The organism is Psychrobacter sp. TS_SC_6, assembly GCF_056156305.1.
This window is the reverse complement of record NZ_CM149590.1, coordinates 874,522-899,651: the sequence shown is the minus strand read 5'-3', so window position 1 is coordinate 899,651 and position 25,130 is coordinate 874,522. Positions and strand designations below refer to the sequence as shown.

21 protein-coding genes and 2 pseudogenes are annotated in these 25,130 nt (G+C 41.5%); 5 read left to right on the top strand and 18 right to left on the bottom strand.

Annotated elements, in window-relative coordinates; all coding sequences use genetic code 11:
- Positions 1-258: 258 nt before the first annotated feature.
- The gene (locus AC0J5Y_RS03945) at positions 259-702 is read right to left on the bottom strand and encodes a PACE efflux transporter (protein ID WP_475131617.1); all 444 of its coding nucleotides are present in this window, start codon (positions 700-702) and stop codon (positions 259-261) included.
- Positions 703-950: 248 nt separating this feature from the next.
- Positions 951-3,554, bottom strand: a complete 2,604-nt coding sequence (gene acnB / locus AC0J5Y_RS03940; RefSeq protein ID WP_475131616.1) for a bifunctional aconitate hydratase 2/2-methylisocitrate dehydratase — start codon at positions 3,552-3,554, stop codon at positions 951-953.
- A gap of 542 nt (positions 3,555-4,096) precedes the next feature.
- On the opposite strand from acnB, the gene AC0J5Y_RS03935 reads away from it, so the two are divergent.
- The gene (locus AC0J5Y_RS03935) at positions 4,097-4,516 is read left to right on the top strand and encodes a carboxymuconolactone decarboxylase family protein (RefSeq protein ID WP_475132070.1); all 420 of its coding nucleotides are present in this window, start codon (positions 4,097-4,099) and stop codon (positions 4,514-4,516) included.
- Between the two features lie 216 nt (positions 4,517-4,732).
- The gene (lipA, locus tag AC0J5Y_RS03930) at positions 4,733-5,776 is read left to right on the top strand and encodes a lipoyl synthase (protein WP_475131615.1); all 1,044 of its coding nucleotides are present in this window, start codon (positions 4,733-4,735) and stop codon (positions 5,774-5,776) included.
- A gap of 134 nt (positions 5,777-5,910) precedes the next feature.
- Here the strand turns inward: lipA and AC0J5Y_RS03925 are convergent, their stop codons facing one another.
- The 5 genes and pseudogenes from AC0J5Y_RS03925 to AC0J5Y_RS03905 all read right to left on the bottom strand — a co-directional run bounded on the left by AC0J5Y_RS03925 (position 5,911) and on the right by AC0J5Y_RS03905 (position 10,881).
- Positions 5,911-6,273: a hypothetical protein gene (locus tag AC0J5Y_RS03925; RefSeq protein WP_475131614.1), complete on the bottom strand. Its 363-nt coding sequence runs from the start codon at positions 6,271-6,273 to the stop codon at positions 5,911-5,913.
- Positions 6,274-6,339: 66 nt separating this feature from the next.
- A protein-coding gene (locus AC0J5Y_RS03920) for an IS3 family transposase (protein WP_475130351.1) occupies positions 6,340-7,505 on the bottom strand; the annotation gives its coding sequence in 2 pieces (ribosomal slippage) (positions 6,340-7,250 and positions 7,250-7,505; 1,167 coding nt in all).
- Between the two features lie 66 nt (positions 7,506-7,571).
- Positions 7,572-9,248: pseudogene (locus AC0J5Y_RS03915) on the bottom strand (TRAP transporter permease); the annotation flags it as partial.
- On the bottom strand, positions 9,235-9,789 hold the full coding sequence (locus AC0J5Y_RS03910) for a DUF1850 domain-containing protein (protein ID WP_475131613.1): 555 nt from the start codon (positions 9,787-9,789) through the stop codon (positions 9,235-9,237). The pseudogene AC0J5Y_RS03915 and the gene AC0J5Y_RS03910, both read right to left, overlap by 14 nt.
- A pseudogene (locus AC0J5Y_RS03905) lies at positions 9,767-10,881 on the bottom strand (TAXI family TRAP transporter solute-binding subunit). The gene AC0J5Y_RS03910 and the pseudogene AC0J5Y_RS03905 overlap by 23 nt, the downstream one beginning before the upstream one ends.
- A 646-nt stretch (positions 10,882-11,527) precedes the next feature.
- On the opposite strand from AC0J5Y_RS03905, the gene AC0J5Y_RS03900 reads away from it, so the two are divergent.
- Entirely contained in the window at positions 11,528-11,914 is a 387-nt protein-coding gene (locus AC0J5Y_RS03900; RefSeq protein ID WP_475131612.1) for a hypothetical protein, read from the top strand.
- A 506-nt stretch (positions 11,915-12,420) separates the two neighbouring features.
- Here the strand turns inward: AC0J5Y_RS03900 and AC0J5Y_RS03895 are convergent.
- The 3 genes from AC0J5Y_RS03895 to uvrB all read right to left on the bottom strand — a co-directional run bounded on the left by AC0J5Y_RS03895 (position 12,421) and on the right by uvrB (position 16,395).
- The gene (locus AC0J5Y_RS03895; RefSeq protein ID WP_475131611.1) at positions 12,421-12,798 is read right to left on the bottom strand and encodes a hypothetical protein; all 378 of its coding nucleotides are present in this window, start codon (positions 12,796-12,798) and stop codon (positions 12,421-12,423) included.
- Positions 12,799-13,001: 203 nt separating this feature from the next.
- Positions 13,002-14,054: a pyridoxal phosphate-dependent aminotransferase gene (locus AC0J5Y_RS03890; RefSeq protein WP_475131610.1), complete on the bottom strand. Its 1,053-nt coding sequence runs from the start codon at positions 14,052-14,054 to the stop codon at positions 13,002-13,004.
- A gap of 229 nt (positions 14,055-14,283) precedes the next feature.
- Positions 14,284-16,395 carry an excinuclease ABC subunit UvrB gene (gene uvrB, locus AC0J5Y_RS03885; RefSeq protein WP_475131609.1) on the bottom strand — a complete coding sequence of 704 codons (2,112 nt, stop codon included), beginning with the start codon at positions 16,393-16,395 and terminating at the stop codon, positions 14,284-14,286.
- Positions 16,396-16,569: 174 nt separating this feature from the next.
- Between uvrB and AC0J5Y_RS03880 the strand changes: the two genes are divergently transcribed.
- Entirely contained in the window at positions 16,570-16,779 is a 210-nt protein-coding gene (locus tag AC0J5Y_RS03880) for a GFA family protein (RefSeq protein WP_475131608.1), read from the top strand.
- A gap of 407 nt (positions 16,780-17,186) precedes the next feature.
- A complete protein-coding gene (gene dps, locus AC0J5Y_RS03875; protein ID WP_475131607.1) occupies positions 17,187-17,684 on the top strand; it encodes a DNA starvation/stationary phase protection protein Dps in 498 nt (165 codons plus the stop codon).
- Between the two features lie 122 nt (positions 17,685-17,806).
- Here the strand turns inward: dps and AC0J5Y_RS03870 are convergent, their stop codons facing one another.
- From AC0J5Y_RS03870 to AC0J5Y_RS03835, 8 genes are all read right to left on the bottom strand, one after another.
- Positions 17,807-18,508, bottom strand: a complete 702-nt coding sequence (locus AC0J5Y_RS03870) for a DUF2059 domain-containing protein (protein ID WP_475131606.1) — start codon at positions 18,506-18,508, stop codon at positions 17,807-17,809.
- 146 nt (positions 18,509-18,654) lie between these two features.
- Positions 18,655-18,780: a hypothetical protein gene (locus AC0J5Y_RS03865; protein ID WP_475131605.1), complete on the bottom strand. Its 126-nt coding sequence runs from the start codon at positions 18,778-18,780 to the stop codon at positions 18,655-18,657.
- A 167-nt stretch (positions 18,781-18,947) separates the two neighbouring features.
- The gene (locus AC0J5Y_RS03860) at positions 18,948-19,484 is read right to left on the bottom strand and encodes an acyl-CoA thioesterase (protein ID WP_475131604.1); all 537 of its coding nucleotides are present in this window, start codon (positions 19,482-19,484) and stop codon (positions 18,948-18,950) included.
- Positions 19,485-19,563: 79 nt separating this feature from the next.
- The gene (locus AC0J5Y_RS03855; RefSeq protein ID WP_475131603.1) at positions 19,564-19,974 is read right to left on the bottom strand and encodes a DUF2177 family protein; all 411 of its coding nucleotides are present in this window, start codon (positions 19,972-19,974) and stop codon (positions 19,564-19,566) included.
- A gap of 36 nt (positions 19,975-20,010) precedes the next feature.
- Entirely contained in the window at positions 20,011-21,375 is a 1,365-nt protein-coding gene (locus AC0J5Y_RS03850; RefSeq protein ID WP_475131602.1) for a class I SAM-dependent methyltransferase, read from the bottom strand.
- Positions 21,376-21,500: 125 nt separating this feature from the next.
- The gene (locus AC0J5Y_RS03845) at positions 21,501-22,538 is read right to left on the bottom strand and encodes a DUF1365 domain-containing protein (RefSeq protein ID WP_475131601.1); all 1,038 of its coding nucleotides are present in this window, start codon (positions 22,536-22,538) and stop codon (positions 21,501-21,503) included.
- Positions 22,539-22,575: 37 nt separating this feature from the next.
- On the bottom strand, positions 22,576-24,288 hold the full coding sequence (locus AC0J5Y_RS03840) for an NAD(P)/FAD-dependent oxidoreductase (protein WP_475131600.1): 1,713 nt from the start codon (positions 24,286-24,288) through the stop codon (positions 22,576-22,578).
- A 51-nt stretch (positions 24,289-24,339) separates the two neighbouring features.
- A complete protein-coding gene (locus AC0J5Y_RS03835) occupies positions 24,340-25,077 on the bottom strand; it encodes an SDR family NAD(P)-dependent oxidoreductase (RefSeq protein ID WP_475131599.1) in 738 nt (245 codons plus the stop codon).
- Positions 25,078-25,130: the final 53 nt, after the last annotated feature.

Genomic DNA, 25,130 nt, shown 5'->3' with positions numbered 1-25,130 from the left:
AAATACAGTAAGCTCAGTATAAAAACAATACAGCGGGACTGAAATGAATTTTTTGTAGCCTCTGTCTGCACAGGCACAGCACGCCAGAAAAATTTATACCAGTGCCGCATCGAAATATGATGTATCTACTTTATTTAGAACCGACTATATCATCAAAAAAGGCTGCCATTAGGTAGCCTTTTTTTGGGTAAAGCATTATAAACAACGAATATCTAAACAATAAATATTTGCAATAATTTCCAACAATATTCTTCTTTATTAAGAAATAGAGGTATTTTTATGTTGATGCGGTAAGGTAAATACTTTGTCAAAACCCAATGTAAAGAGAAATGTATAAACTAAGAAAAATAGCAGTAACGCAGCTTCCATTATAAAGGCTTTTATAAAACCAACATCGTACCAAATCATATATAGCGGTAGGCAAATCAGAACCAATCCGCCTTCAAAACCTATCGCATGGGCACTACGTATGAAGAACGTGCGCTGCGTCACATGCTTACGTCGTTCCCAGTTTTCAAACGCCGTATTGTAGATAAAATTCCAAATCACCGCTGCCAATGAGACCATCACGGCAATCGGTAGCGATTCTGCGGCGCTACTGTTGCTTAACAACATAAGCACCAAAGTAGATGAGAGGATAGCAATGATTTCAAATACCGTCACATAGACGATGCGACGTTTGAGTGGGGATAAAGTAATCAACCAAAACTCCAAAGCACTTGAGACTAAACAAAAAAGTGCCTATCAAAGTATCGGTCCGTCCCGAGATAGAAAAGAATAAATAACATACAGAGCCACGGTTTCCGCCTGCTGATCCATTATACATAGAAGTAGTCATATCGGACACCCACTCTTTTGGGTTACATTAAAAAACCCCGCATCATGATGATACGGGGCTTCTATTTAAATAATAATTGTAAAACTTCAAAGCATTTAAGATTTGATCAAAATTAGCTCAACTGAGCAACGCTGATCTTATCAGCTTCTTCAGTATAGTCTTCCATACGGTCGAAGTTCATGTACTGATATACTTCATCACCCATGCTGTTTAGCATACCAGCGTACTGCTGATACTCTTCGTTGGTTGGTAATTTACCAAGTACCGCAGCAACAGAAGCCAATTCAGCTGATGCTAGATATACATTAGCACCTTGACCTAAACGATTCGGGAAGTTACGGGTAGAGGTAGATACGGCAGTAGAGTTCGGTGCGATACGTGCTTGGTTACCCATACATAATGAACAACCTGGCATCTCTGTACGAGCGCCAGCTTGTGCATAGATATTGTAGTAACCTTCTTCCATCAATTGACGCGCATCCATTTTGGTTGGTGGCGCAATCCATAGACGAGTTTGCAAAGAGCCGGCTGGAACATCTTTTAGCAACTTACCAGCAGCGCGGAAGTGACCAATGTTAGTCATACATGAACCAATGAATACTTCATCAATGGTGTCACCAGCGACATCAGCCAATGTTTTTGCATCATCTGGATCGTTCGGGCAGCAAAGAATCGGCTCTTTGATCTCTGACATGTTGATAGTCATATCAATGGCATATTCCGCATCTTCATCAGCACGCATCAGGCTTGGATTGGCCAACCACTCTTGCATACCTTCGATACGACGGCTAATCGTACGTGCATCGCCGTAACCTTCTGAGATCATCCATTTTAATAATGTGATGTTCGACGTTAGATACTCGGCAACTGACTTTTCAGATAGAGTGATGGTACAACCAGCAGCACTACGCTCAGCTGACGCATCAGACAATTCAAACGCTTGCTCAGCGGTTAAATCTTCTAAACCTTCGATTTCAAGAATACGACCGTTGAACTCGTTGATTTTACCTTTCTTATCAACGGTTAACAGACCTTCTTTAATCGCTTGATAAGGAATCGCATGGACTAGATCACGTAGCGTAATACCCGCTTGACGCTCACCGATGAAACGGACACGGACAGATTCAGGCATATCAAGTGGCATAACACCAGTAGCAGCAGCAAAGGCGACTAGACCAGAACCAGCTGGGAATGAGATACCGATTGGGAAACGAGTATGCGAGTCACCACCAGTACCAACGGTATCTGGAAGTAACATACGGTTCAACCACGAGTGAATAATACCATCACCTGGACGTAAGCTCACGCCGCCACGGTTCATGATAAAGTCAGGTAGGGTATGCTGAGTTTCGATGTCAACTGGCTTTGGATAAGCAGCCGTATGACAGAATGACTGCATCACTAAGTCTGCTTGAAAACCTAGGCAAGCTAAGTCTTTTAGCTCGTCACGGGTCATCGGACCAGTGGTATCTTGACTGCCGACGGTAGTGATTTTTGGTTCGCAGTACATACCAGGACGAACGCCTGGCAGGCCACAAGCTTTACCAACCATTTTTTGCGCTAGTGTAAAGCCTTTACCGGTATCAACTGGCTCTTCTGGCTTAGCAAATACGTCTGAATGACCAAGGCCCATATATTCACGAGCACGGTTGGTCAGACCACGACCAACGATTAATGGAATACGACCACCAGCACGAACTTCGTCAAGCAAAGTTGGCGAGTTTAGCTTAAAGGTTGACAGTACTTCATCAGAGTCATGCTTGGTGATTTTGCCATCATACGGATAGATGTCAAACACATCACCCATGTTTAGGTTATCAACCGCTACTTTCTCGATTGGTAATGCGCCAGAATCTTCCATCGTATTGAAGAAGATAGGTGCGATATTGTTACCTAGTACCAGACCGCCGCCACGTTTGTTTGGCACGTTAGGGATATCATCACCCATCAACCACAGTACTGAGTTGGTCGCAGATTTACGGCTAGAACCAGTACCCACGACGTCGCCAACATAGGCTAATGGATGACCTTTTTCTTTTAACGCTTCGATTTGTTTCATCGGACCGATAACGCCCTCTTCGTCAGCAATAATGCCGTCGCGAGAGTTTTTATGCATCGCTAATGAATGTAATGGGATATCAGGACGGCTCCACGCATCTTGTGCAGGAGACAAATCATCGGTATTGGTTTCGCCAGTGATTTTAAACGTCGTGTAAGTCGTCTTTGCTGGTACAGCATCACGGCTCAAGAACCACTCAGCGTCAGCCCAAGATTGAACGACTTCTTTAGCAATAGTATTGCCTGCTTCTGCTTTTTCGGTCACATCATTGAACGCGTCAAATACCAGCAAGGTTTTTTTCAACGCATCGGCAGCTTCTTGCGCAACTTCCATATCATCAAGAGCAGCAACTAACGGTTGAACGTTGTAACCACCTTGCATCGTACCCAAGATTTGAACCGCTTTTTTCTTACTCACGAGTGAAGACGTCGCTTCGCCTTTTACGATAGCGGCTAAAAATGCCGCTTTAACGTAAGCAGCTTGGTCAACACCGGCAGGGATACGGTTTTCAAGCAAGTCCATCAAGAACGCATCTTCGCCCGCTGGCGGATTCTTTAATAGTTCAACCAACTCTGCTACTTGTTTTTCATTCAGTGGTAGCGGAACCGTTCCTAGCTCAGCACGTTCTTCGACATGTTTACGATAAGCTTCTAACACAATAGTCGTCCTCGTCAGTTGGGAGTATTAGCACATTACGTGGGTAGTCAGCATGACCACCTTCGTCTATATACTAGATGGAATAATTATCCGTGCAATCATAGCTTAAAACGCCCTAAATGTTAATGGCTCAGCCTTTAAAAGGCTCATAAAGCGGTCATAAAAGGGGCATATTGAACATTTATTATATAAATAGTGCCATAAATAATATGACTAATACTACCTATATCATAAATTATAAATTTTTCATACTGAGAACCTATTTTGTTTTTCAACATTCACAATATATTGGTAGTAAATTGCAGTTACGACTATGTATTCACTTAAAAAGATATAACGCTACTGTCTTAGTATCTCATTATTGTTATACGTTGTTACTGTTAAATATAATCAACTATATCTCGATTAACGGTTAAATAAAACCTACTCGACTGTTATAATGTTTGATAAGAACATACTGATTAAATGCAAAGGATTTAATCATAAGATCAAGGATGACAATGGCTAATAAAGAAAATGAAGATCGCAATACTACTCACAGTATGAGTCACAATACCAATCAAGGCACCAGTCAAAACGCCAATTATGAAAACGGTCTAAAGGTTCGTATCGAGGTGATGGGTACAGCACATGTCAAACATTCACTTGACGCAGCAACGCCATTTACTCAGCCATTACAAGATTGGATTATCGAGCACGCTTGGGGCAGTACATGGCAAGATGACTCGATACTGCCGCGCAAATATCGCTCGCTTATCACGATTGGTTTTTTGATTGCACAAAAAAGCCCAAACGAGCTAAAGGGACATATCCGAGGTGCCATCAATAATGGCGCAAGTGTCGCTGAGATTCGAGAAGTCTTGATGCACAGCTTGCCTTATTGCGGTGCGCCTGCCACTCAAGAAGCGTTTCGCGCTGCCATAGAAGTACTAAATGAGTTGGGTATTGATATCAATAAATAAAACTACGGTAAATGTACGCTTCATAGTACTCTATTACGTATACCAGCCTTTTCATTCTCTAGAGCCTTATTATTAATAGCAGCCTTTTTAGTCTTCGTCTTAACAAGATTGCTTAAAAAACCTTGACCAAATATCTGCTATAATAGCTCTATTCATAAAGCATTCTAATAATTCCATAAACCCTTGTTCTATCAAGGGTTAAGAGAACATTCGATTATGACAAACGCTGTACAAACGCACATGCCTGCTGCCCGCGCAAAACCCAAAAAAGCCATCCAAGGCGAAAAACTCCGTGGCTACGATAAAGTTGCTCGTATCCCAATTAAAATTATCCCGACTGTCGAGGCTAAGAAAAAGCCAGATTGGATTCGGGTAAAACTGTCTTCACCTGCGGAAGTCGCACGTATCAAATCTACTTTGCGTGAACAGAAACTCTATACCGTTTGTGAAGAAGCTGCCTGCCCGAATCTGCCACAGTGCTTTGCCGATGGTACTGCCACCTTTATGATTATGGGTGATATCTGTACACGTCGATGCCCGTTCTGTGATGTCGGACATGGTCGTCCAAATGAGCTAGATAAAGATGAGCCGCGTCATACTGCTGAGACCATCCAAGGTTTGGGTCTTAGATATGCCGTCATTACCTCGGTTGACCGTGATGATTTGAAAGATGGCGGTGCGATGCATTTCGTTGAAGTATTGAATGAATCGCGTGCGCTGAGCCCAAATTGCCTGATCGAGATTTTGGTACCGGATTTCCGTGGTCGTATGGATATCGCGTTGGACTTATTGACTGAAACGGCGCCTGATGTTTTTAACCACAATATCGAAACCGTGCCTCGTTTATATAAAGCTTTCCGTCCAGGTTCAGATTATCAGCATTCATTAGACTTGCTAAAGATTTATAAAGAACGTCGCCCTGATATCGCGACCAAATGCGGCTTTATGGTGGGACTTGGTGAAACAGAAGAAGAAATCTATAAGCTACTTGATGATCTAAAGGCACATAACGTCGATATGATTACCGTTGGTCAGTACTTACAACCCAGTAAAGACCATGCGCCAGTCGATCGCTATGTGCATCCAGATGAGTTCCAGCGTTATATGGACTATGGCAAAAAGATTGGCTTCTTTAATATTTGGGCAGGTCCTATGGTGCGCTCAAGCTACTTTGCTGATCGTCAGTACTACGGTGAAGATTGCCCAGCACCTATCCGTAGCAAGAAAGCCTTAGCAGCAGAAGGTAAGCTTGGTTGTTAAATGAGAGTCGTCACTCTATCAAAGTAGAATGACGAATCTTAAAATATAAAAAGGGTGAATAGCAGATATCTGCTATTCGCCCTTTTTTATGCTTTCAATTGTTATATCTTATTTAAAGTATCAGCGATTCAATGTTAAACGTTTAAAGCTACTGGCGCCTTACTGCTTTTTATATTGAATGCCGCAATACCCAGTACTATGACGCCGCCAATTGCACCAGTAATCAGCCCAGGATAAATCAGCAGTAATGCACCCACTGCTAATATTAAGCGTGTAACGGTATTCATATCACTTTTAAAATACCCCTCTAATGCGGCGCTAAGTCCAATCACACCAATGACCGATGTCACAACAGCAATAATAATATCAATAACCGGCGGCAGAGGAAACGCTTTTGCCGTGACTGCAAGATCTGTTGGGTCAATCATCAACATCGCAGGATTATAAATAAACATAAACGGGACGATAAAACCTGCTAACGCTAACTTTAATGACAAATACCCTGTTTTCATCGGATTGACCCCTGCTGTCAATCCCGTAGAACCAAACTTGGGAGATTTTAGTTACGCAGCCTGAGTGTAAAAGTCAAACCACACCTGTCTTGGCGACTTATAGCCCAAGCCCTTTTGAATCCTAGTCTGATTGTAATACAGCTCGATATATCTAATGATATCGGTAATGGCGGCAAACCTTGTTTTATAATCCTTATGATATATCAACTCATTCTTTAATGTGCCCCAGAAGCTCTCTATTGGCGCATTGTCATAACAATTGCCTTTGCCACTCATAGAGCCTGTAAAGTGATGCTGCTTGATAATCTTGTGGTACGCATGGCTACAATACTGGCTGCCTCTGTCTGAATGAACGATTAGCCCTTTGCTTGGACGTTTATTCTTGATTGCCATATTGAGTGCACGGCATACTAGATCAGCGGTCATACGTTTGTTAATGGCATAGCCGACCAGCTCTTTGGTGTATAAGTCTTTGACTCCCGCTAAATACAACCAGCCCTCGTTTGTCCAGATATAGGTAATATCACTGACCCACGCTTGGTTAGGGCGACTGGCATCAAATTGCTGATCCAGCACGTTCGGATAGACCAGTTTGTTGTGATTGGAGTCGGTGGTGACTTTAAAGCGCTTATGGCGACGGCATTTGATGCTATGTTCTTCTTTGATGCTTCTGACCATATACTGGCTAATATAATGCCCTTGCTCACTTAGATGAGCATGCAGTCGATCTACGCCATAACGTTCTTTCGTTTCACTGTGAGCGGCTCTAACCAATAGCTCAGACTGGTTGCGATGTATCTGTTGGTCGCTGATATCGCGGCTTAGCCAATCGTAGTAGCTTGAGGGCTTTACTTTCAAAACACAACACATGCAAGTGATGCTAAATATTTGCTGGTTGTCTTTAATAAAGGCATACTTCACGAGCTGTTTTTCGCGAAGTACGCCGTCGCCTTTTTTAAGATCTCGCGTTCCTCCTCAGCGATTTTAAGTTGTCGTTTGAGCTGCTTTATTTCTTGAAGAGCACTCATAAGCTCAGGATCGTATTGCTCTGTGCCGACAAGCTTGCCTTGATTGGCTTTATTGTGCCAATTAGATAAGGTTTGCATGGCGATACCAAGCTGCTTTGCGGTCGCTGAAATATTGCCATTATTATCCGCTATCTTCTTGACGGCTTCGGCTTTAAATTCTGTACTGTAGGTTCTGATTTTCTTGGTCATGGTAAACTCCTGTTGTTGTGCTTAGTTTACCAAGTTTATCTCTACGGTTTCTTCAGCATAGCTCAGATCACCGCCAGAGATACCAGCACCAGCAAAGGCTGCTAGACAGACGGGCGGGGTAATGTTTGCAAACACCCCAAAATAGAAGACAAACATATGCGCTGATAAAATAGGAATATCAAACCCAGCTAAAGCAGGCGCTGCCATAGTTGCAGTAATGATATAAGCAGGGATAGAAGGCAATCCCATACCTAAAACCATCGAAGCTAGCATGGTCAAAATCAAAGTAAGCAATAACGACCCTGCACCTAAAGTGACAATTGAAGAAGTCATTACCGTACCAAAACTGGTCAAACTAACGACCCCAATGATGATACCTACAACTGCACAAGCGGCCATCACTGCTAATGACTGGCGTGCACCATCCTCTAGAGCACCTAAGATATCTTTAAAGCCCATGCGTGTTTCTTTGCGTAGCATACTGATGACAACAGTAAAACCAATGGTATAAGCCGCAGCATAACCTACTGGCACATTTTGTATTAATAAATAAATCAAAAACACAATCGGCAATAGCATATGACCGCGTGCTTTTAAGACCTCTTTTACTTGCGGCAGACTCTCTTTTGCCATGCCTTTTAAGTCTCGGCGACCGGCGCGAAAATGTACCTGTGCGATAACGCCCAGATAATAAAGAATGGCAGGTAATAATGCCGCCAAAGCAATAGTGCTATACGGTAGCCCTGTCGTCTCTGCCATAATGAAAGCACTTGCGCCCATGATAGGCGGTAATATTTGCCCACCGACTGACGCACTCGCCTCTACAGCGCCTGCAAAGTCTTTATGATAACCGACCTTTTTCATCAAAGGAATGGTAAACGCACCCGTACTGACCACGTTTGATAAGGCTGAGCCATTGATGCTACCCATAAAGCCACTTGAAATTACAGCAACCTTAGCAGGGCCGCCTTTTTTATCCCCTGCCAGCGCCAATGCCAAATCATTAAACAGCTGACCCATTCCAGAACGCGCCAAAAATGCCCCAAACAAAATAAATAAGAAGATAAAAGTGACAGATGCGCCGATTGCGACCGAATATAAGCCTTCAGTCTTTAAGAATAATTGACCAAAAATATCGCCCAAATCATAAGGTCTGGTCAGTAGCCGGTCAGGCATGAAGTCCAAATGACTGATAAAGGGATATAGCAAAAATATAGAGGCTAATATGGGCAATATCCAACCAGTAATACGCCGACTGCCTTCAAGGACGCAGATGACCGTAATAATAGAAAAGATCACATCGACCGAATTTGCCATACCACCGCGGCTAGTGACAATATCTTGGTACTCATAAATAAGATAAGCCATCCCAGATAAGGAGAAGATAAACCAGATCCAGTCATACCATGCCACTTTCTTACGACTGCTTTTTTTACTAGCAGGGAATATCAAAAAAATCAAAGCGAAGCCAACGCCCACATGCACAGAGCGCTGTAGTAGTGATGGCATTGGGTTAAAGGTGATGTATAAATGAAAAATGGAGTAGAAAATACAGATCGCAGCGATAATATACTTTACTGGACCTTGAGTGATATGACGCGTAATAGATTCTCGATCGTATTTTTCTAATATTGCCTGTGTGACACTCGGATCAACGTCATGCTCAGTATCTTCATGCGCATCTGGCTGATTTGCCAACTTAGCATCATCACTGGCATGAGGCTTATCGCTACTGTGATCCATCACTTGGGAGTTCATGACAAAAATCCTTATTGAATCTATCGATTGAACTATATGCCTTGGGCATGATAGTTACTTCTGAATAATCTGGTACCAGTTGATGAATAAGAATGCGCTGACCGGCGTAATCAATCTCACCTTTTGTCAGTCTTGAGACAACCCAGTTAAGATGGGGAAACCTCTGGTTGATTTGATACCCGACATAGCCCTCTTTTTGTATAGGAGCGACATTTTCAGTAGACGGCGTGCCAGCACCAAACGCTTGAAAGTAGGTATTGGTTAATAACAAGCCATCTTCTTCACGAAGATACTGCTCCTCCCACCACTGCTTTTCTACTGAATGAATCCAGCGCAATTGAAAATTGGGCTCAACAAAATAGCAGACTAGGCTGTCACTATTATTGTTAATAGCAACGCCCGCTACCTGTACTTCAATGACAGTTTGGCGGCTGAAAATCGCCCATAGTATAAATAAAACCAGCGTAGCAGTAGAGGCTACGCCAGCAAACAACCATACTTGCTTATTTAGCTGCTTTCTCATCATAGTATTTTTTGGCACCAGGATGAATAGGAGCAACCATACCGACTTGAGCCGTCTCTAAACTGATATCATTCGCCGCTTGGTGAGCATTCTTTAGACCATCTAAGTTTTCAAATAATGCTTTGGTCAGCTTGTAGCCGTCTTCTTTAGAGATATCAGAGCGTACCAATAAAGCATTCATGATGGCTGTGGTTGGGATAGCAGCAGCATTACCATAGGTACCGGCAGGAATCTCAAAAGTTTTAAAGTAAGGCTTGGTCTCAATAATTTTTTTGAGCTTATCTTGATTGATGGTCACCAACTGCAACTTGATACCCTGCTCTAACTCTAAAAGCGAAGAGTTTGGTAAGCCACTACTAAAAAATGCCGCTTCAATTTTGCCAGCTTTCATCGCATCTGCAGCATCTGCAAAGCCTAAATAATCTACCTTGACATCATCATAAGTAATACCAAAACCTTCTAAAAGGGTGCGAGCATTAACCTCTGTACCAGAGCCTTGATCGCCAACGGCAATACGTTTGCCTTTTAAATCTTCAATGTATTTGATGCCAGATTTTTCTGAAGCAACTAGCTGAATGACGTTGGGATATAGAACAGCAATTTGCTGAATATTGGTGACAGGTGCCTTAAAGTCATTTTTACCTTCGACTGCATCAGTGACGACATCACTAAGTGCTAGCACCATATCTACTTTACCTTGGGTCAATAGATTGACATTTTCTACTGACGCCCCTGTCGTCTGGGTCTTGGCATTGACGCCAAAAGTCTTGGCATAAATCTCTGCTAAAGACGTTCCAATAATAGATCTCTTGCATAAGTCATTGCTAGCCCTTGATACTCTGTTAGCGGAGGTCAATAAAACGGTACTTTTGCAAGAGGTCTAATATTGTAAGGACCGGAGGCGCCACCTGTAGCGATGGTGACAAATTTGGTTTCAAGCTTGTCATTTGCTGTGGCAGAGGTATCTGTGGTGGTATCAGCAGTAGCACCGTCAGTAGCTGCGCTATCAGTAGCCGCTTTGTCTGAACAGGCAACCATTGTCATACTGGCTGCAATCATTGCTGCAAGTAAAGGCAGTTTATAAATGGACTTCATTATTTTCTTCCTTGATAAAATAAAGCAAATGGACTTACAAAAATATGACTCATATATGATGGTACTATCCATATCCGTCACACTAGCAACGTGCTACTTTAAATGCTTTATACTCACTCTGTTACCATGAGCGCGCCATAAAAAAAACAGTCTATCTAATTAAAACATGAGAGACTTTATATTGCTATATTAGACCTCTTGCAAAAGTACCGTTTTATTGACCTCCGCTAACAGCGTATCAAGGGCTAGCAATGACTTATGCAAGAGATCTATTGTTTTCTCACTAATCCTTATCCTGACTATAAATCGAGATTTATTGAAATTTAAGCGCTATTATTCACTAAATATCGCTCTTTTGTTTCGCTAAGCGATACTAAGTTTCATATTGTAAGTTATTTAAATAAACTTTAACCGTTTTGTAAACCCTTACCATTTGTCATGCCTCTATAACATATGTGCTACTGAGATATTTACTTTGTTATAAATATTGAGTTCTAGTAATATGACTTTTTATTTGTGATGGTGTGGCATACAAATACTGCAAGGTATGAATAGCAAAAAGTAAATTTTAGTATATTTATCCATGATGATATAAAAATTTAAAATTTGACTCCTTATAATTCCGATAAACCTGAAAGGAAATTTGATGAAAAAACTACTTACTTCAACAGCATTACTAGCAACGTTTGCACTAGCGGGCTGTGCCTCAACGGGCAGCAATACCAATGCAGGAACAGCAATGGGTACTGCAAACGAGATCGGTATGAGCGTTTTTAAAGCAGCTATCGACAATCAATGTCGCAGTCAGATCGAACAGCAAAACGCATGGCGTATTGCCAGTGTCGCTATGACTGAAGCGCAAGAAGAAGCGGTAAAAGGTAGAGTTTGTGGTTGCGTTAGTGAGCAAGCACCGCAACAAGTCAGCATCGTTGAATTGGGTAATGCAGCCATAGACCCACAATATCGTGTGCAATTAGTGGCTAGAGTCGTTGCAAAATCATTGCAGAGCTGTTATTCCAGTATTGTCAAATAAATAGTTTATTAACAATATAGTTAAAATATCTCAAAAACGCTACAGTGCTGCTGGTATAAATTTTTTGCAGCCTCTGTCTGCGTAGGCACAGCAAGCAAGAAAAATTAATATCAGCAGTACTTGATGTATCGATATTACTTTTCCCTGACTATATCAGTCGTCATAAATAATTAGGCTGGGTTAGCAATTGCTTAACCCAGCCTATTTGTATAGATTATAAACAATAGATTGCGATCCATAATCAGCCGCAGAACGCTCTTTTGATATCAATGAACACGCTATTCAGTGTGAATGGTATTTTCACCAATACTTTAAAAACATGCGACGACAGTACTCGTTTTGCCAAAGGATTGGTCACACAAACCAAGACTAAGCATCAATAATAACTGTTTCAAGTTGACACCGAAATACGAGGTAAGAAAAAGAGTGCATCATTCAAATATAACGCACCCTTTTTCTTATCGATTGCTACTATTTTTTCTAAACTTACAGTAGTTTAAACCAGCCTATAGCTTACTTGTTGTATACGGCTGAGACATTAGAGACGCTGTAGGATGCAATGTCTTGTTTTGGCGAAAATATTTTGACCGACTCTCAAGCATCTTACTCACCTCTTTAGTCAAATCGTTAATAATATCATCATAAACCCCATGATATAGTTCGGTTTCAAACGCAGTAAATGGATGCTTACGTGATGCAGAACTTACTTCTGTCACGCCATCCTTGGTATAAAAAATATCCACTCGACCATCACTATTGAGTACACAATTTAATAATCCTCCTTCTAGCGCCATCTCTACACGTTCAGGCATAAAAATATAATCGTCTAAATTGATGAGCTTTTTTTCTACTTCTCGTTTAAATAATGATTTGATATCAAACATAAGTATATTTTTAACCTTATAATTATAATTTACGTTAGCACACCTGACTTTAGCTATCGCTGAGCATTTATCTAGCAACTTAAAAGCCAGCGATCTAAAAGAGTGTGCTTAACTGACCAATTTTATAAGATAAAAAAGGGTTTTTTAAGGTAGGATATGTAAAACTGCGTTTGAGGTTGGTTAAGACATATGATTTACCTCACTCATACCCAGTCCTTCTCACGAAATAACTTTAGAACTTTGACAAATGCGGCCATCTCATCAGGCGTACCAAGTGTCAAGCGGTTGAAGCCTGTAACGGGCGGAAACTCGCGACCAACCTTGATGCCATGGTCTCGCATTCTGTTTATATATGTTTTTAAATCACCTTTTATTTCATGAAAAATAAAGTTGGTTTGTGAAGGTAAGTAGCGCAGTCCAAGCTCGTCTAATACCGTTTCAACCATCTGACGCGACTGATTGGTATTGCGCAAACTTAGCGATAAAAACGCTGCATCATTTAACGTCGCAATAGCAGCGACTGCACCTGACAAGTTGGTATTGTCCATAGACATAAAGGCTTCGACAGTCTCAATAGCTTGCGGATTGGAAATCGCATAGCCCACTCGCATACCGGCTAAGGCACATAATTTCGAGAAAGTATGAATAACAATAAGCTTGTCTGATAACCCTTGTTTTACCCACTCAATTCCACTCTCAAAACTTGGGTCTGACACGTACTCCAAGTACGCTTGATCTAATAAAAAGTAATGGTTATTTGGTGCATGACTTACCCAAGTTTTAAGCCTTGAAGTTGATGTAATGATGCCAGTTGGGTTGTTTGGATTGCAAATATAAAATAGGCTGATGCCATCAAAATCGTCAGCAGCTTTTTTTAGTTCGTCAAAATCATAATCATAGTTTTCAGTGGTTAACGGTATCTTGACGACAGGCACGCCAATGGCATTTGCATACATCTCTGCGCAATCGAAAGTGGGAACAGGGATCACCATTTGAAACTGCCTGCCCTCTTTTAGAGCTTTATATTGCAGCATTTGCAAGGTCGCTCGAATATTTTCAGTCGAGCCATTGCCCAATGAGATTTGGTTTTCTGCCACGCCATGGATGGTGGCAATTTTGCTAATGAGTGCTGCACGTGGATTATCTGGATAACGGAAGCCTGCACCCAAAGAGTCTGTAATGGCTTGTTTGGCAGAAGCTGACATACCTAGTGAGTTTTCATTCGCATTTAGTTCTAAGCATTTATTATTTTGCATAATGGATTACGTGCCTCAACGTCCGTTGTTATAAGTTCATATTGCTCATTGATATCATATTAATTGGCATTTATTATAAACACAAGTTTTGTTATTACCAATTATTGGTTATTAATAACCTCGGGCAAAAGCGAGGTTATTATGGTCATAAGAAGACCATAAAAAAGGTGAGCTGCGCCATTGGCAACTCACCTTTTTATTACTATTTTAAACTCAGTAACGTTATTTTTTACAGTAAATGCGCCTTTAACTCTAGTACTTTATCACGCGTTTTTGCCGCATCTTCAAACTTCAAGTCACGCGACATCTGCTTCATAAGCTTTTCAAGACGATTGATTTCTTTAGCGAGCAAATCAGGACTGCGTAAGATACTGATATCGACATCAGGTAAATTACTCTTAACCGGAATCGCTTGATTGTCATTGGCGTTCAAATCATCACCGGTATCAATTTTATCGGTGATACTACGGCGCGCGCCTGTTGGCGTGATATTGTGCTCAAGGTTAAAGGCAATCTGCTTTTCACGGCGACGATCAGTCTCATCAATCGCTTTTTGCATACTGTTGGTAATACGGTCAGCATAGAGAATGGCTTTACCATTAATATGACGCGCCGCCCGACCAATGGTCTGAATCAAGGCACGTTCAGAGCGCAAAAAACCTTCTTTATCGGCATCAAATATCGCGACTAATGACACTTCAGGCATATCTAAACCTTCACGCAGCAAGTTAATACCAACCAACACATCATGTACCCCAGTACGCAGCTCATGGATAATTTGCATGCGCTCAAGGGTGTCGATATCCGAGTGCAGATAAGCAACTTTGACATCGTACTCTTTCAGATAACTGGTCAAATCCTCTGACATACGCTTGGTCAAGGTAGTAATTAGCACGCGCTCATCTTTTTCACGGCGCTTAGTAATCTCAGACAGCACATCATCGACCTGCGTTAATACTGGTCGAATTTCAATCTCAGGGTCAATCAGACCCGTTGGACGCACCACTTGCTCGACCACTTGCTCACTATGCTCAAGCTCATACAGTGCAGGCGTGGCGCTCACATAAATGGTCTTAGGCTTGATACGCTCCCACTCTTCAAACTTCATCGGGCGGTTATTCATCGCACTTGGCAGACGAAAGCCATAATTGACCAAGTTCTCTTTACGTGATCTATCGCCCTTATACATCGCACCAATCTGCGACACAGTCACGTGCGATTCATCGAGGAATAATAATGCATCCTCTGGAATATAATCAAACAGCGTCGGTGGTGCTTCCCCTGATGGACGACCAGAGAGATGCTGCGAGTAGTTTTCGATACCGTTGCAGTAGCCAAGCTGTTGAATCATCTCAAGATCATACTGAGTACGCTCTTTAAGACGCTGTGCTTCAATCAGCTTATTGTTTTCTCGAAAATACTCTAAGCGCGGCTCAAGCTCAGCGCGAATGGTATGGCTCGCAGCCTCTAACTTATTGCGCGGCGTCACATAATGCGACTTTGGATAAATAGTAATACGCGGCACTGTACGCACCGTCTTACCTGTTAATGGATCAAACCACGTGATTTTTTCCACTTCATTATCAAACAAGTGGACACGCACCGCTAGCTGCTCAGACTCAGCAGGATAGATATCTAGCAGCTCACCGCGAAGACGATACGTACCACGCCCAAAGTCGAGCTCGTTACGTGTGTATTGCATTTCAACGAGTCGTTTAATGGTAGCAGTGCGATCGATTTTGTCACCAACGACGACGTGCAGCAGCATTTTTAGATAACTTTCTGGATCACCCAAACCATAGATGCACGATACCGAGGCGACAATAATCGCGTCACGGCGCTCTAAGAGTGCTCGCGTCGCTGACAGACGCATCTGATCAATATGATCATTAATCGCGCTGTCTTTTTCGATAAAGGTATCGCTCGCTGCGACATAGGCTTCTGGCTGATAGTAATCGTAATAACTGACGAAGTATTCAACCGCGTTATTCGGAAAGAAGGATTTAAACTCACCATATAGCTGGGCGGCAAGCGTTTTATTATGCGCCATAATAATAGTTGGACGTTGCGTCTCGGAGATGACCTTTGCCATGGTATAGGTCTTACCAGAACCCGTCACACCCAGTAATAGCTGCTCATCCATACCAGCATTAATACCATTAACCAGTTTCTTTATCGCTTGCGGCTGATCGCCTGCTGGCTCAAACTCGGTGACCATCTCAAAAGCACGACTTGATATTTGCGTCCCAGACGCGTTGACACCACTAATTTCAGCTTCGCCTTGCAGTTGAGTGGCCAATTGGTTTAACTGACGCGACGAGCGCGGTTCAGGCATTCGCATAATGGTTGTCTTCCTGGTATTTATAAAAGGTTAGGTTTATAACAATATGGGGTTAAACCTTTATTTTTAAAGGTCATTTATTGTGCAAAACGCCCACAAATTCATGCACAAACACTCAATAAAGAGCATAGAAACTCAGGTATAGTTCAATGACCATTCATCAAGGAACGAGTTATGAAAGGTCACTGTCTGTGCAGTAACGTCACCATTGAATTAGAAGATATTAATACCTTTGAGGCGTGCCATTGTACGATGTGTCGTCGTTGGAGCAGCGGACCATTGATGGCGATACATAGCTCTTCAAAATCTGATATTAAAGGTGAGGAGTCAATGACTATTTACCCCTCTTCAGCATGGGCGGCGCGTGCGTTTTGCCATAAATGATACAGTCAACTTAGCTCAGCAACAGCTGTTTGATAAATTTGCAGAGAAAAGCATTTAACCAAAGGACTAGATATTTATGGGGTTTAAAATAACTATGCCTATGCTCGGTTCAGCATCAATCAAATCAAATTTTAATAGGATTGAATGCGCTGGCGTGTGCACGGATTGTTATCAAAGCGTCTATTTTAGTGGTTAAATTTACAAAGGTTTTCATGATTAACAAACTCGTTACACGACCCTTGTATAAAGCCTAAATGGTGGGGTTCCATCTATCATTTAAGCTGTTATTATCAATAGTGAATTTCTAAGCAGTCAGCAACACCTTAATAAATAAAAATTTAAAGCGCTGTTGATATAGAGATTAATCAAAAACTTACATTTATTAAAATAGAATAATGGAGCACAATATGAGAGAACGTTACGCAAGTGGAATAGATGACGCAACTGCAAAAAAAATGATCGATTTGTTGAATGCGAATTTGGCAAATCTGATTGATTTGAGTATGGATAGCAAGCAATGCCATTGGAATCTTCAAGGTACTGGTTTCATTGGTGTCCATCAGTTATTGGATGACACTCATGAACGCTTGACAGAAGCTTATGATACAGTCGCTGAGCGCATTGTTATCCTTGGCGGAAAAGCCAATGGTATCTCTAAGCGTGTTGTTGAAGACTCTATCTTAGAGACTTATCCGACTGATATTACTGACGTTGACCAGCATGTTCGTGAGCTGACCAATCGCTATAAGAGCATTGCTGCGTCTTTGCGTGAAGGGATTGATGTGGCTGGGGATGCCGGCGATGAAGATACCGCTGATTTATTGACTGAAGTGAGCCGTACTGTTGATAAAGATGCTTGGTTTATCGGTGCAAATGCTCCTAAAAAAGACACGTCTAAAAAATAAGATTAACTTATTTGCTAAATAGAAAAAGGTCACCTCAATGGTGACCTTTTTTATGTATGCTTGTTTTTTAAGTTGACTTCAAAATAGCAAATTTAAAAATAATTAGGTTAGCAGCAGATAGCCTAAAAAACACCTTTCACAATTTGCTTCATCTGCGGTAACAGCTTATTTAATTGGTTTTCAGTCTCTGAGGTATCTTGCGGTAAGGATTGCTTTAAAAAAGCGGCGGTAATTTGTGGCTGTTTTGCTAAGATATTTTGACCGACAGCAGTGTCATAAAATTTGATTTGAGCATCTACTTCCGCTTGCGTATAGTAAGTTTTTGCTGCGCTCATATAAGCTTGCGTTAAGGTTTGAATATCTGCCGTATTGCCTATCCCATTGGTCATAATTTTGGCATATTGCCCTAACACACTTTGAATCTGATTTTGTAACTCACGTTGACGTTTATTCAACGGTTCATCATTTGCCTGTTGATTCTGAGTTTGCGTATTGATTGCATTGATAGCCGCTTGCTTGCCATCGACGATAGATTGGATTTGGTCATCAATATGCATGACTTGCATCAGTTTAATAATAGAGATGTCAGTAGGTAACGGGCGGTTAGCACTCTGTGCATCATCAATCTTATGGACGCTATCGGGTGCTGATGTGGCCGTTTTTGATTGTTGAATTTGATTGGCATCACTATGTACGATTAATTCTGCATTGGCTTGTACAGTGGTAGCTGACATCAAAGTCACCACTACTAATGCCAGCAACGGCGACACTGTCTGTGTATGGCGATTAGGATTTTTTGTTAACGGTTTTAAAAGGTTTTTCATATTATGCTCTCATTCTTATTATAGTGAGCTCAGTATAAAAATAATACAGCGGGACTGGAATGAATTTTTTGTAGCCTCTGTCTTCGAAGGCACAGCACGCCAGAAAAACTTATACCAGTGCCGTGTTGAAATATAATGTATCTATTTTATTTAGAATCGACTATACCTGGAACATTAAAAGGGTTTTGATCGCGTGAGCGACCAATGCCGTGCGTATCAGCGCGCGACGTTGGATCATCTTTTGGATTGGATTCTAACGGCTTTAAAGTCATCTAAGTCCCAAGAAATGGATGGTTTAAGGTATAAAACCAGATTAGTTATATATAGATATCAGCTAATCTATGAGCTACTTTAGATTCCATTTACTGTAGTCAAAAAACCTGTTCTTATCAGTAATGTTTTGGTGAGAGTATGTTTATTGTCTGCATCAATGAGCAGATTATGCGCTTGATACTTTATTAGTCAACTTAGTGATGTCACAGCTGATACGTTGCGAGCCTTCCATACGTAGCTTTTTGCGCTCTAAACCTGCGTCAAATCGGCATTGCTGTAAAGCATCTTTAATCTCAAGCTCAGGGATTAGCGTTGGCTTACGATTTTCATCAATCGCCACCATGGTAAAATAGCAGCTGTTGGTATGGCGAACGGTACGAGCGCGTACATCTTCTGCCTCTACTCGAATGCCGACTTCCATTGAGGTTTTGCCGACATAATTGACACTGGCTGCAAACGTCACCAGCTCACCGACATGAATAGGCTCACGGAACATCACTTGATCAACTGACAGTGTCACCACATAACTACCGCTATAGCGACTGGCACAGGCATAAGCGACTTGGTCCAGCATCTTGAGCAAATCCCCACCATGAACGTTACCAATAAAATTGGCCATATCTGGCGTCATAAGCACTGACATATACAGCTCATGGTTTAATGGGACTGTTTTGGCGGTAGAGCTGGTGTTATATTGCGTCATAGGGTTCCTTAACGGGGGTAGAATCTATTTAAAGTATCATTTATACAGTAGCAATTCTCACAGCGCAAATATAGTCGCTTTAACTTAACCAGTGAAAACGATAAGCAAGCCAAGCCACGATAGCACTCACTGAACCCGTTAAAATACCACCCCAAGCAAAATCAACCAAAGCGGTGTCCAAAGTAAAACCTTTATACAACGCCAAGCTAGTAAAATCATAAGTACCGTAAGCCATCAGTCCTATCAAAGCGCCCAACAAAAAGATCTGGTGAATTGGCGCATTTGATCTGATTTGTGGGTATAAAATAATGATACACAGCGCCAACAGGTAAAACAGATAAAACACCCCAGCAGCAGTCATATTTGGCTCATCAGCAAGCAGATGTCCAATACGCTTTTCATAAAACAGACCGGTCATGGTCTTCAGCCAAACCGCATCAATGCCCAAAAATATGACCAAAGAAGCAAGATATATATAAATATAACCCATAGTAAGATCCTTTTATAATAGGGACTAAAACGCAGCCTATGAATGCCATGCATTAATGTTGTTTGGCTTAACAGCGGTGACTTGTACGACTCCAATCGTACGTTCCAAAAACCCCCCTTCGCAGTAGCAGAAATAAAACTCCCATAAGCGAATAAACGCTTCATCATAACCGAGTGCTTTTATCTCCTCACGTTGTGCCATAAACGCAGTACGCCAATCCCGTAGCGTGTACGCATAATCAAAACCATAATCATGCAATTGCTTGATGACCATATCGGTCTGCCCAGTAAACTGCGTCGTCAATTCTTGATTAGATAGCAAACAACCACCGGGGAAAATATGGGTCTGAATAAAATCGACTGACTTTATATAGCTTTGATAATTTTGATCATTAAAGGTAATGGCCTGTAATACCATCAAACCTGTTGGCTTCAGCAGGCTATTACATTTGGCAAAAAACGTCGGTAAATACTCATGCCCGACCGCCTCAATCATCTCGATACTGACCAACTTGTCATACTGTCCTGTCAGCTCACGATAGTCTTGCTTCAGTAAAGTAATTTTATTCGACAGTCCAGCCGCTTCGACACGGCGCTGCGCCTCTTCATATTGCGCATCCGAGATAGTGGTCGTCGTTATATGACAACCATAATGCGTTGCTGCATAAATAGCAAAACCGCCCCAACCAGTCCCAATTTCTATCACAGTATCTTCGGGGTTCAGTTGTAAACGCTCACAAATCAAAGCGAGTTTATACTGCTGCGCCTCAGCCAATGTCGTATCTACTTTTTTGTAGACTGCTGATGAGTACATCATCGTATCGTCTAAAAAACGCTGATACATGTCATTACCTAAGTCGTAATGCGCCAAAATATTAGACTTTGAACCCGATTTATCATTACTGCGTAACTTATGATTGGCTCGCTCAAAGGTTTTACTAATAACCGCAAAACGATTTTCTAACTGATTAAGTACTACCAAATTACGCGCTGCCAGTCGAATCAAACCCGTTAAATCATCCGTATCCCATTCGCCATTGATATAGCTGTCTGCTAGTGCAATAGAACCACCAAACAATAGCTGACGATAGACGCTGCTATCATGAATGGTCAGCGTCACATCCAATGCATGACGACCAATAGCTGAGCTACTTATGTTTTCAGAAGCAGCTGTGCCAAAATGATGTGGCTTAGACTCCTGTCCAACAAAATCCTCAATGATAGTAATACTACCAAATTGAACGTGCTTCAAAGCTCGGAATATGGCTTTTCGCGCCAGATAATTTACACTATTACTAACTGGCTGCAAAATAACACTGTCGTTAACCGTTTGATTGATGTGAGCAGTGATTTTTCCTAATTTTGATACGGGTGCCTTGCTTGCTAGTCTTGCTGACATCATTTATCCATCCTTATATAATTATTCGACAGTAAGCGCTCTACGTTAAATTCTTGAACCTTTGAATTTTTGAAATTTTGAAGTTTTGAAGTTTTGAAGTTTTGAAGTTTTGGCATAATAGTTAATGCTCACTGCTCATGCTTATTATTGCCGTTCTGCTGCTTGCTATCGGCTAATGTTTCATCGTAATTAATATAGGGTACTTTTTTAATAGCATAGAGTTTAAAAGCCTGCCCATAAATACGCATTAAAGACGTTATATTCATCAGTGGATTTTTGCGCAAGCTCTCATAAATCGTCGATGCCGTCATTGGTACGCCAGACATTTTAATACCTGTTTTTAATACTTCACCGCGCTTATCGCTGATATTTATAGCGATACGAACGTCCAAGCAGTGATTAGACTGCTCCTCTATCTCACTTTTTACTTCACTAGTGACAGTATTTTCTATTGCCCTTTCAATCGTTACTTGCCACTGATACTGCTGGTCAATGGGATTAAAAGGTGAAACATGAAAATCTTTATCATGACAAAACTCAGTGTTTGCGCCATCTAATAAAAACCCATAGTAATGGTGTTTATCCCATGGCGTATTGGATACTTCTGCCAACAGATGGCTGGGTTTTTGCGCTTTATCAAAACCCAAGTAGAAATTCACTGGGCTAAAATAAATACCTGCATTACGGCAAACGACCATACCTATCATATCGCCTGTTGGTGCACTGCCCGTCCGTTCTGTAAATGCTTGAATTAAACGTTGTTCTAGTGATTGAACATCTGATAAATACTCTCCTTTATCGTCAGCAACTTTGCTTTTACCTGGGCTATTTTTATCTTGTGTGCTCAATCCTTGTAAGTAATCCTCAGGATTAAACTGTTGTAAGGCTTTTTTTGTTCCAGAGAAGAGTAATTGTTTATTAAATGGCAACTTTTTTAGGATTTTATTGCCGCTAAATGAACTGATATCCACTTCTGGCAATGCTTGCCCTGCTGCTAATACGCTAATATTGACACCCCAATAACGATAAGGATAGGCAAATTTATGCACACTCGGTAGCAACCGGCTGTGCCATGTTGTGCCGTGAAATATTTGGTGCGACAAGCCCTTAGTATCATCTGACAATGTAGGCTCTGCGCTTATACTATTAGGCTGTTTTTCTACCATACTTAATAACCTTAGTTGGTAACGCTGTATTCAACTGCTACGAATGCTTAGCTTTACGAGCAGCAAAAAACCCCAGTTTTTTCTTTTTGAACGCTTTAGCCACGGGCGCTAACGTTGCGATATATTGCACCAATTCCTGATTGGTCGTGGCAGTGACTACCTGACGTTTCTTAAGTTTGCGTAATTGTTTGTCTGCTTTTACCGGTAAATCTTTATAACGGAACGGTGTATGCGCGCTTTCAGCATCAGGCAAATGGCTTGGGTCAACGCTATCCTTAATATCGATGTTGCATCCTAATGCCTGACAGACACGTAATGCGCTTCTTACACCGTCTTCATGAAAACCGTTAAACCAATAAGCACCGCAAAAATGGGTGTGTGAATCGCTACTACCAGAGATATTTGACCACTGCGCTTGCGCGGCTATCATTTCATTGTTAAATACTGGATGGCTATAGTCGATACGTTTGATGACTTGGCTCTCATCTACCTCATGATTGAGAGTCACTAAATAATTGTGCTTTTTGGTCAAGCGCTGCAAAATATTCATGTGATAGGTCAATACGGGCTTTGTGGCAGTTTGCAGCGATTCTTTATCTTTTTTAATAGCATTTTTATCATCGATTAGATAATTCCAGCTTGCCCATGCCAACGGCTTTTTGGGTAAGACTGAAGTATCGGTATGTAAAACAGCAGTGTTATCGGTAAAGGTAAAATGACTCAATACGTCTTGCTCATGAGGATTGGCATCTTGTAAGATTTTAAGCGCTGTATCTGCATGACAGGCAAAGATGACTTCATCAAACACAAGACTTTGCGTCTTATTATCTGTTGTATCTGTAACGTTCAATATCACCTTATTATCTTCTCGAATCACTGATTGCACGGGACTGTTCACGCGAACGCTGCCACCTGCCTTCACAAAATGTTTGATTAGCTTATTTACATACTGCTTAGAGCCACCTTTTATCGTAAACCACTGCGGACGATTAACCACCTCAAGCAAACCATGATTATCAAAAAATTGAGCGAAAAATACTAAGGGAAAATCTTGTACGTCGCGCAGACTGGTCGACCAAATCGCAGACACCATAGGCAATAGATAGTTATCAGTGAATAAGTCACCGTATTTACTATTATTAAGATACTCGCCTAGCGTTTGCTTGGTAAAAATAGCAATATCATTCCCCTGCTCGCGCGCTTTATCATAATCTTGGCGTAGCTGACGCACCTGTTTATTGAACTGCAAAATATCATTAATAAATCCCCAAAACTTCGGATTCAAAATATTCTTGCGCTGTGATAATAAGGTGTTGAGCGTATGACCATTATATTCAAAATGACGCGCCGTGTTTTTGACAGAAAAGCTCATATCCGTTGCTTGAAACGGTACTTGCAGCTCATGAAGTAAGCGAAAGAAGTTAGGATAAGTACGCTCATTAAAGACAATAAAGCCGGTATCTATAGCACTTTTTTCATCCTTATTAGGGTTGGGTTTTTTACCGTCTTGTAGCGTCACATCGATCGTATTTACGTGTCCACCGATATAATCACTGGCTTCAAATACGGTGACGTCAAATTGCGTTGCCAAGTAATGAGCACAAGTTAAACCTGATACCCCTGAGCCAATAATAGCGATATTTTTTCTGACTTGTGCATTGTTCTTATCCTCTGAGAGAAGGCTTGTAGCCTTAACAACGGCTTCTACTTGATTAGATATGTGCTTAGATTTACGGCGCAAAAACGGCATAAAATATTCCTAGTTATTTTCTTTATAGGTGTTCAAAAATAGTAAAACTGGCTATCTTTTATTGATTTTTTCACTGACCTGTTGCCAAACCAAATCAGGTAATGCCCCTAATGCTTTTAATGGCAACGTCAGTTTTTTGGGAAACTCAATAACGTCATTGCCACTTTTTATACCATCACGAATCGCTTGACTTGCCTGCTGCGGAGTCTGTAAAAACGGCATTGGAAAATCGTTCTGTTTGGTCATTGGCGTCTCTACAAATCCGGGAACCACTAAGCTCACTGACACGCCTTGAGGTGCAAGGCTAATCTGTAAAGTTTTCATTAAATAGTGAATAGCTGCTTTTGAGCTGCCATAAGCCTCTGCACGAGCAAAAGGCACGTAAGCCGACGCCGAGCCGATGCCTACCAAACGTCCTTTTGAAGCGATCAGCTTTGGCAGTACTCCTTCAATGGCATGCGATAACGTACCCATATTCACCGACAGCACTTTCATAAACGCTGCACTATCAAAGTTTGGCATATCTAGATACTCACACATGCCAGCGCCGCAAATCGCCAAATCAATCTCAGTAATTTTATCAAAAGCCGCTAATACCTTCTCGCGATCCATCAAATCAAGCTCAATCGTCTCTGCTCCTAATGATTTTAGCTCAGACAAGGTTTCCTCATCGCGACCGACGGCATAGACATTGTGTCCTTCTCGCAGATAGTCTTTTGCCAGCTGATAGCCAATCCCAGAGGTCGCACCCGTAATCACAATATGTTGTTTCTTAACAGTGTCTGTCATCGCAAATATCCTTTTCGTCGTTTACTATCTTATTCTTTATTTAGCCTTGAAAA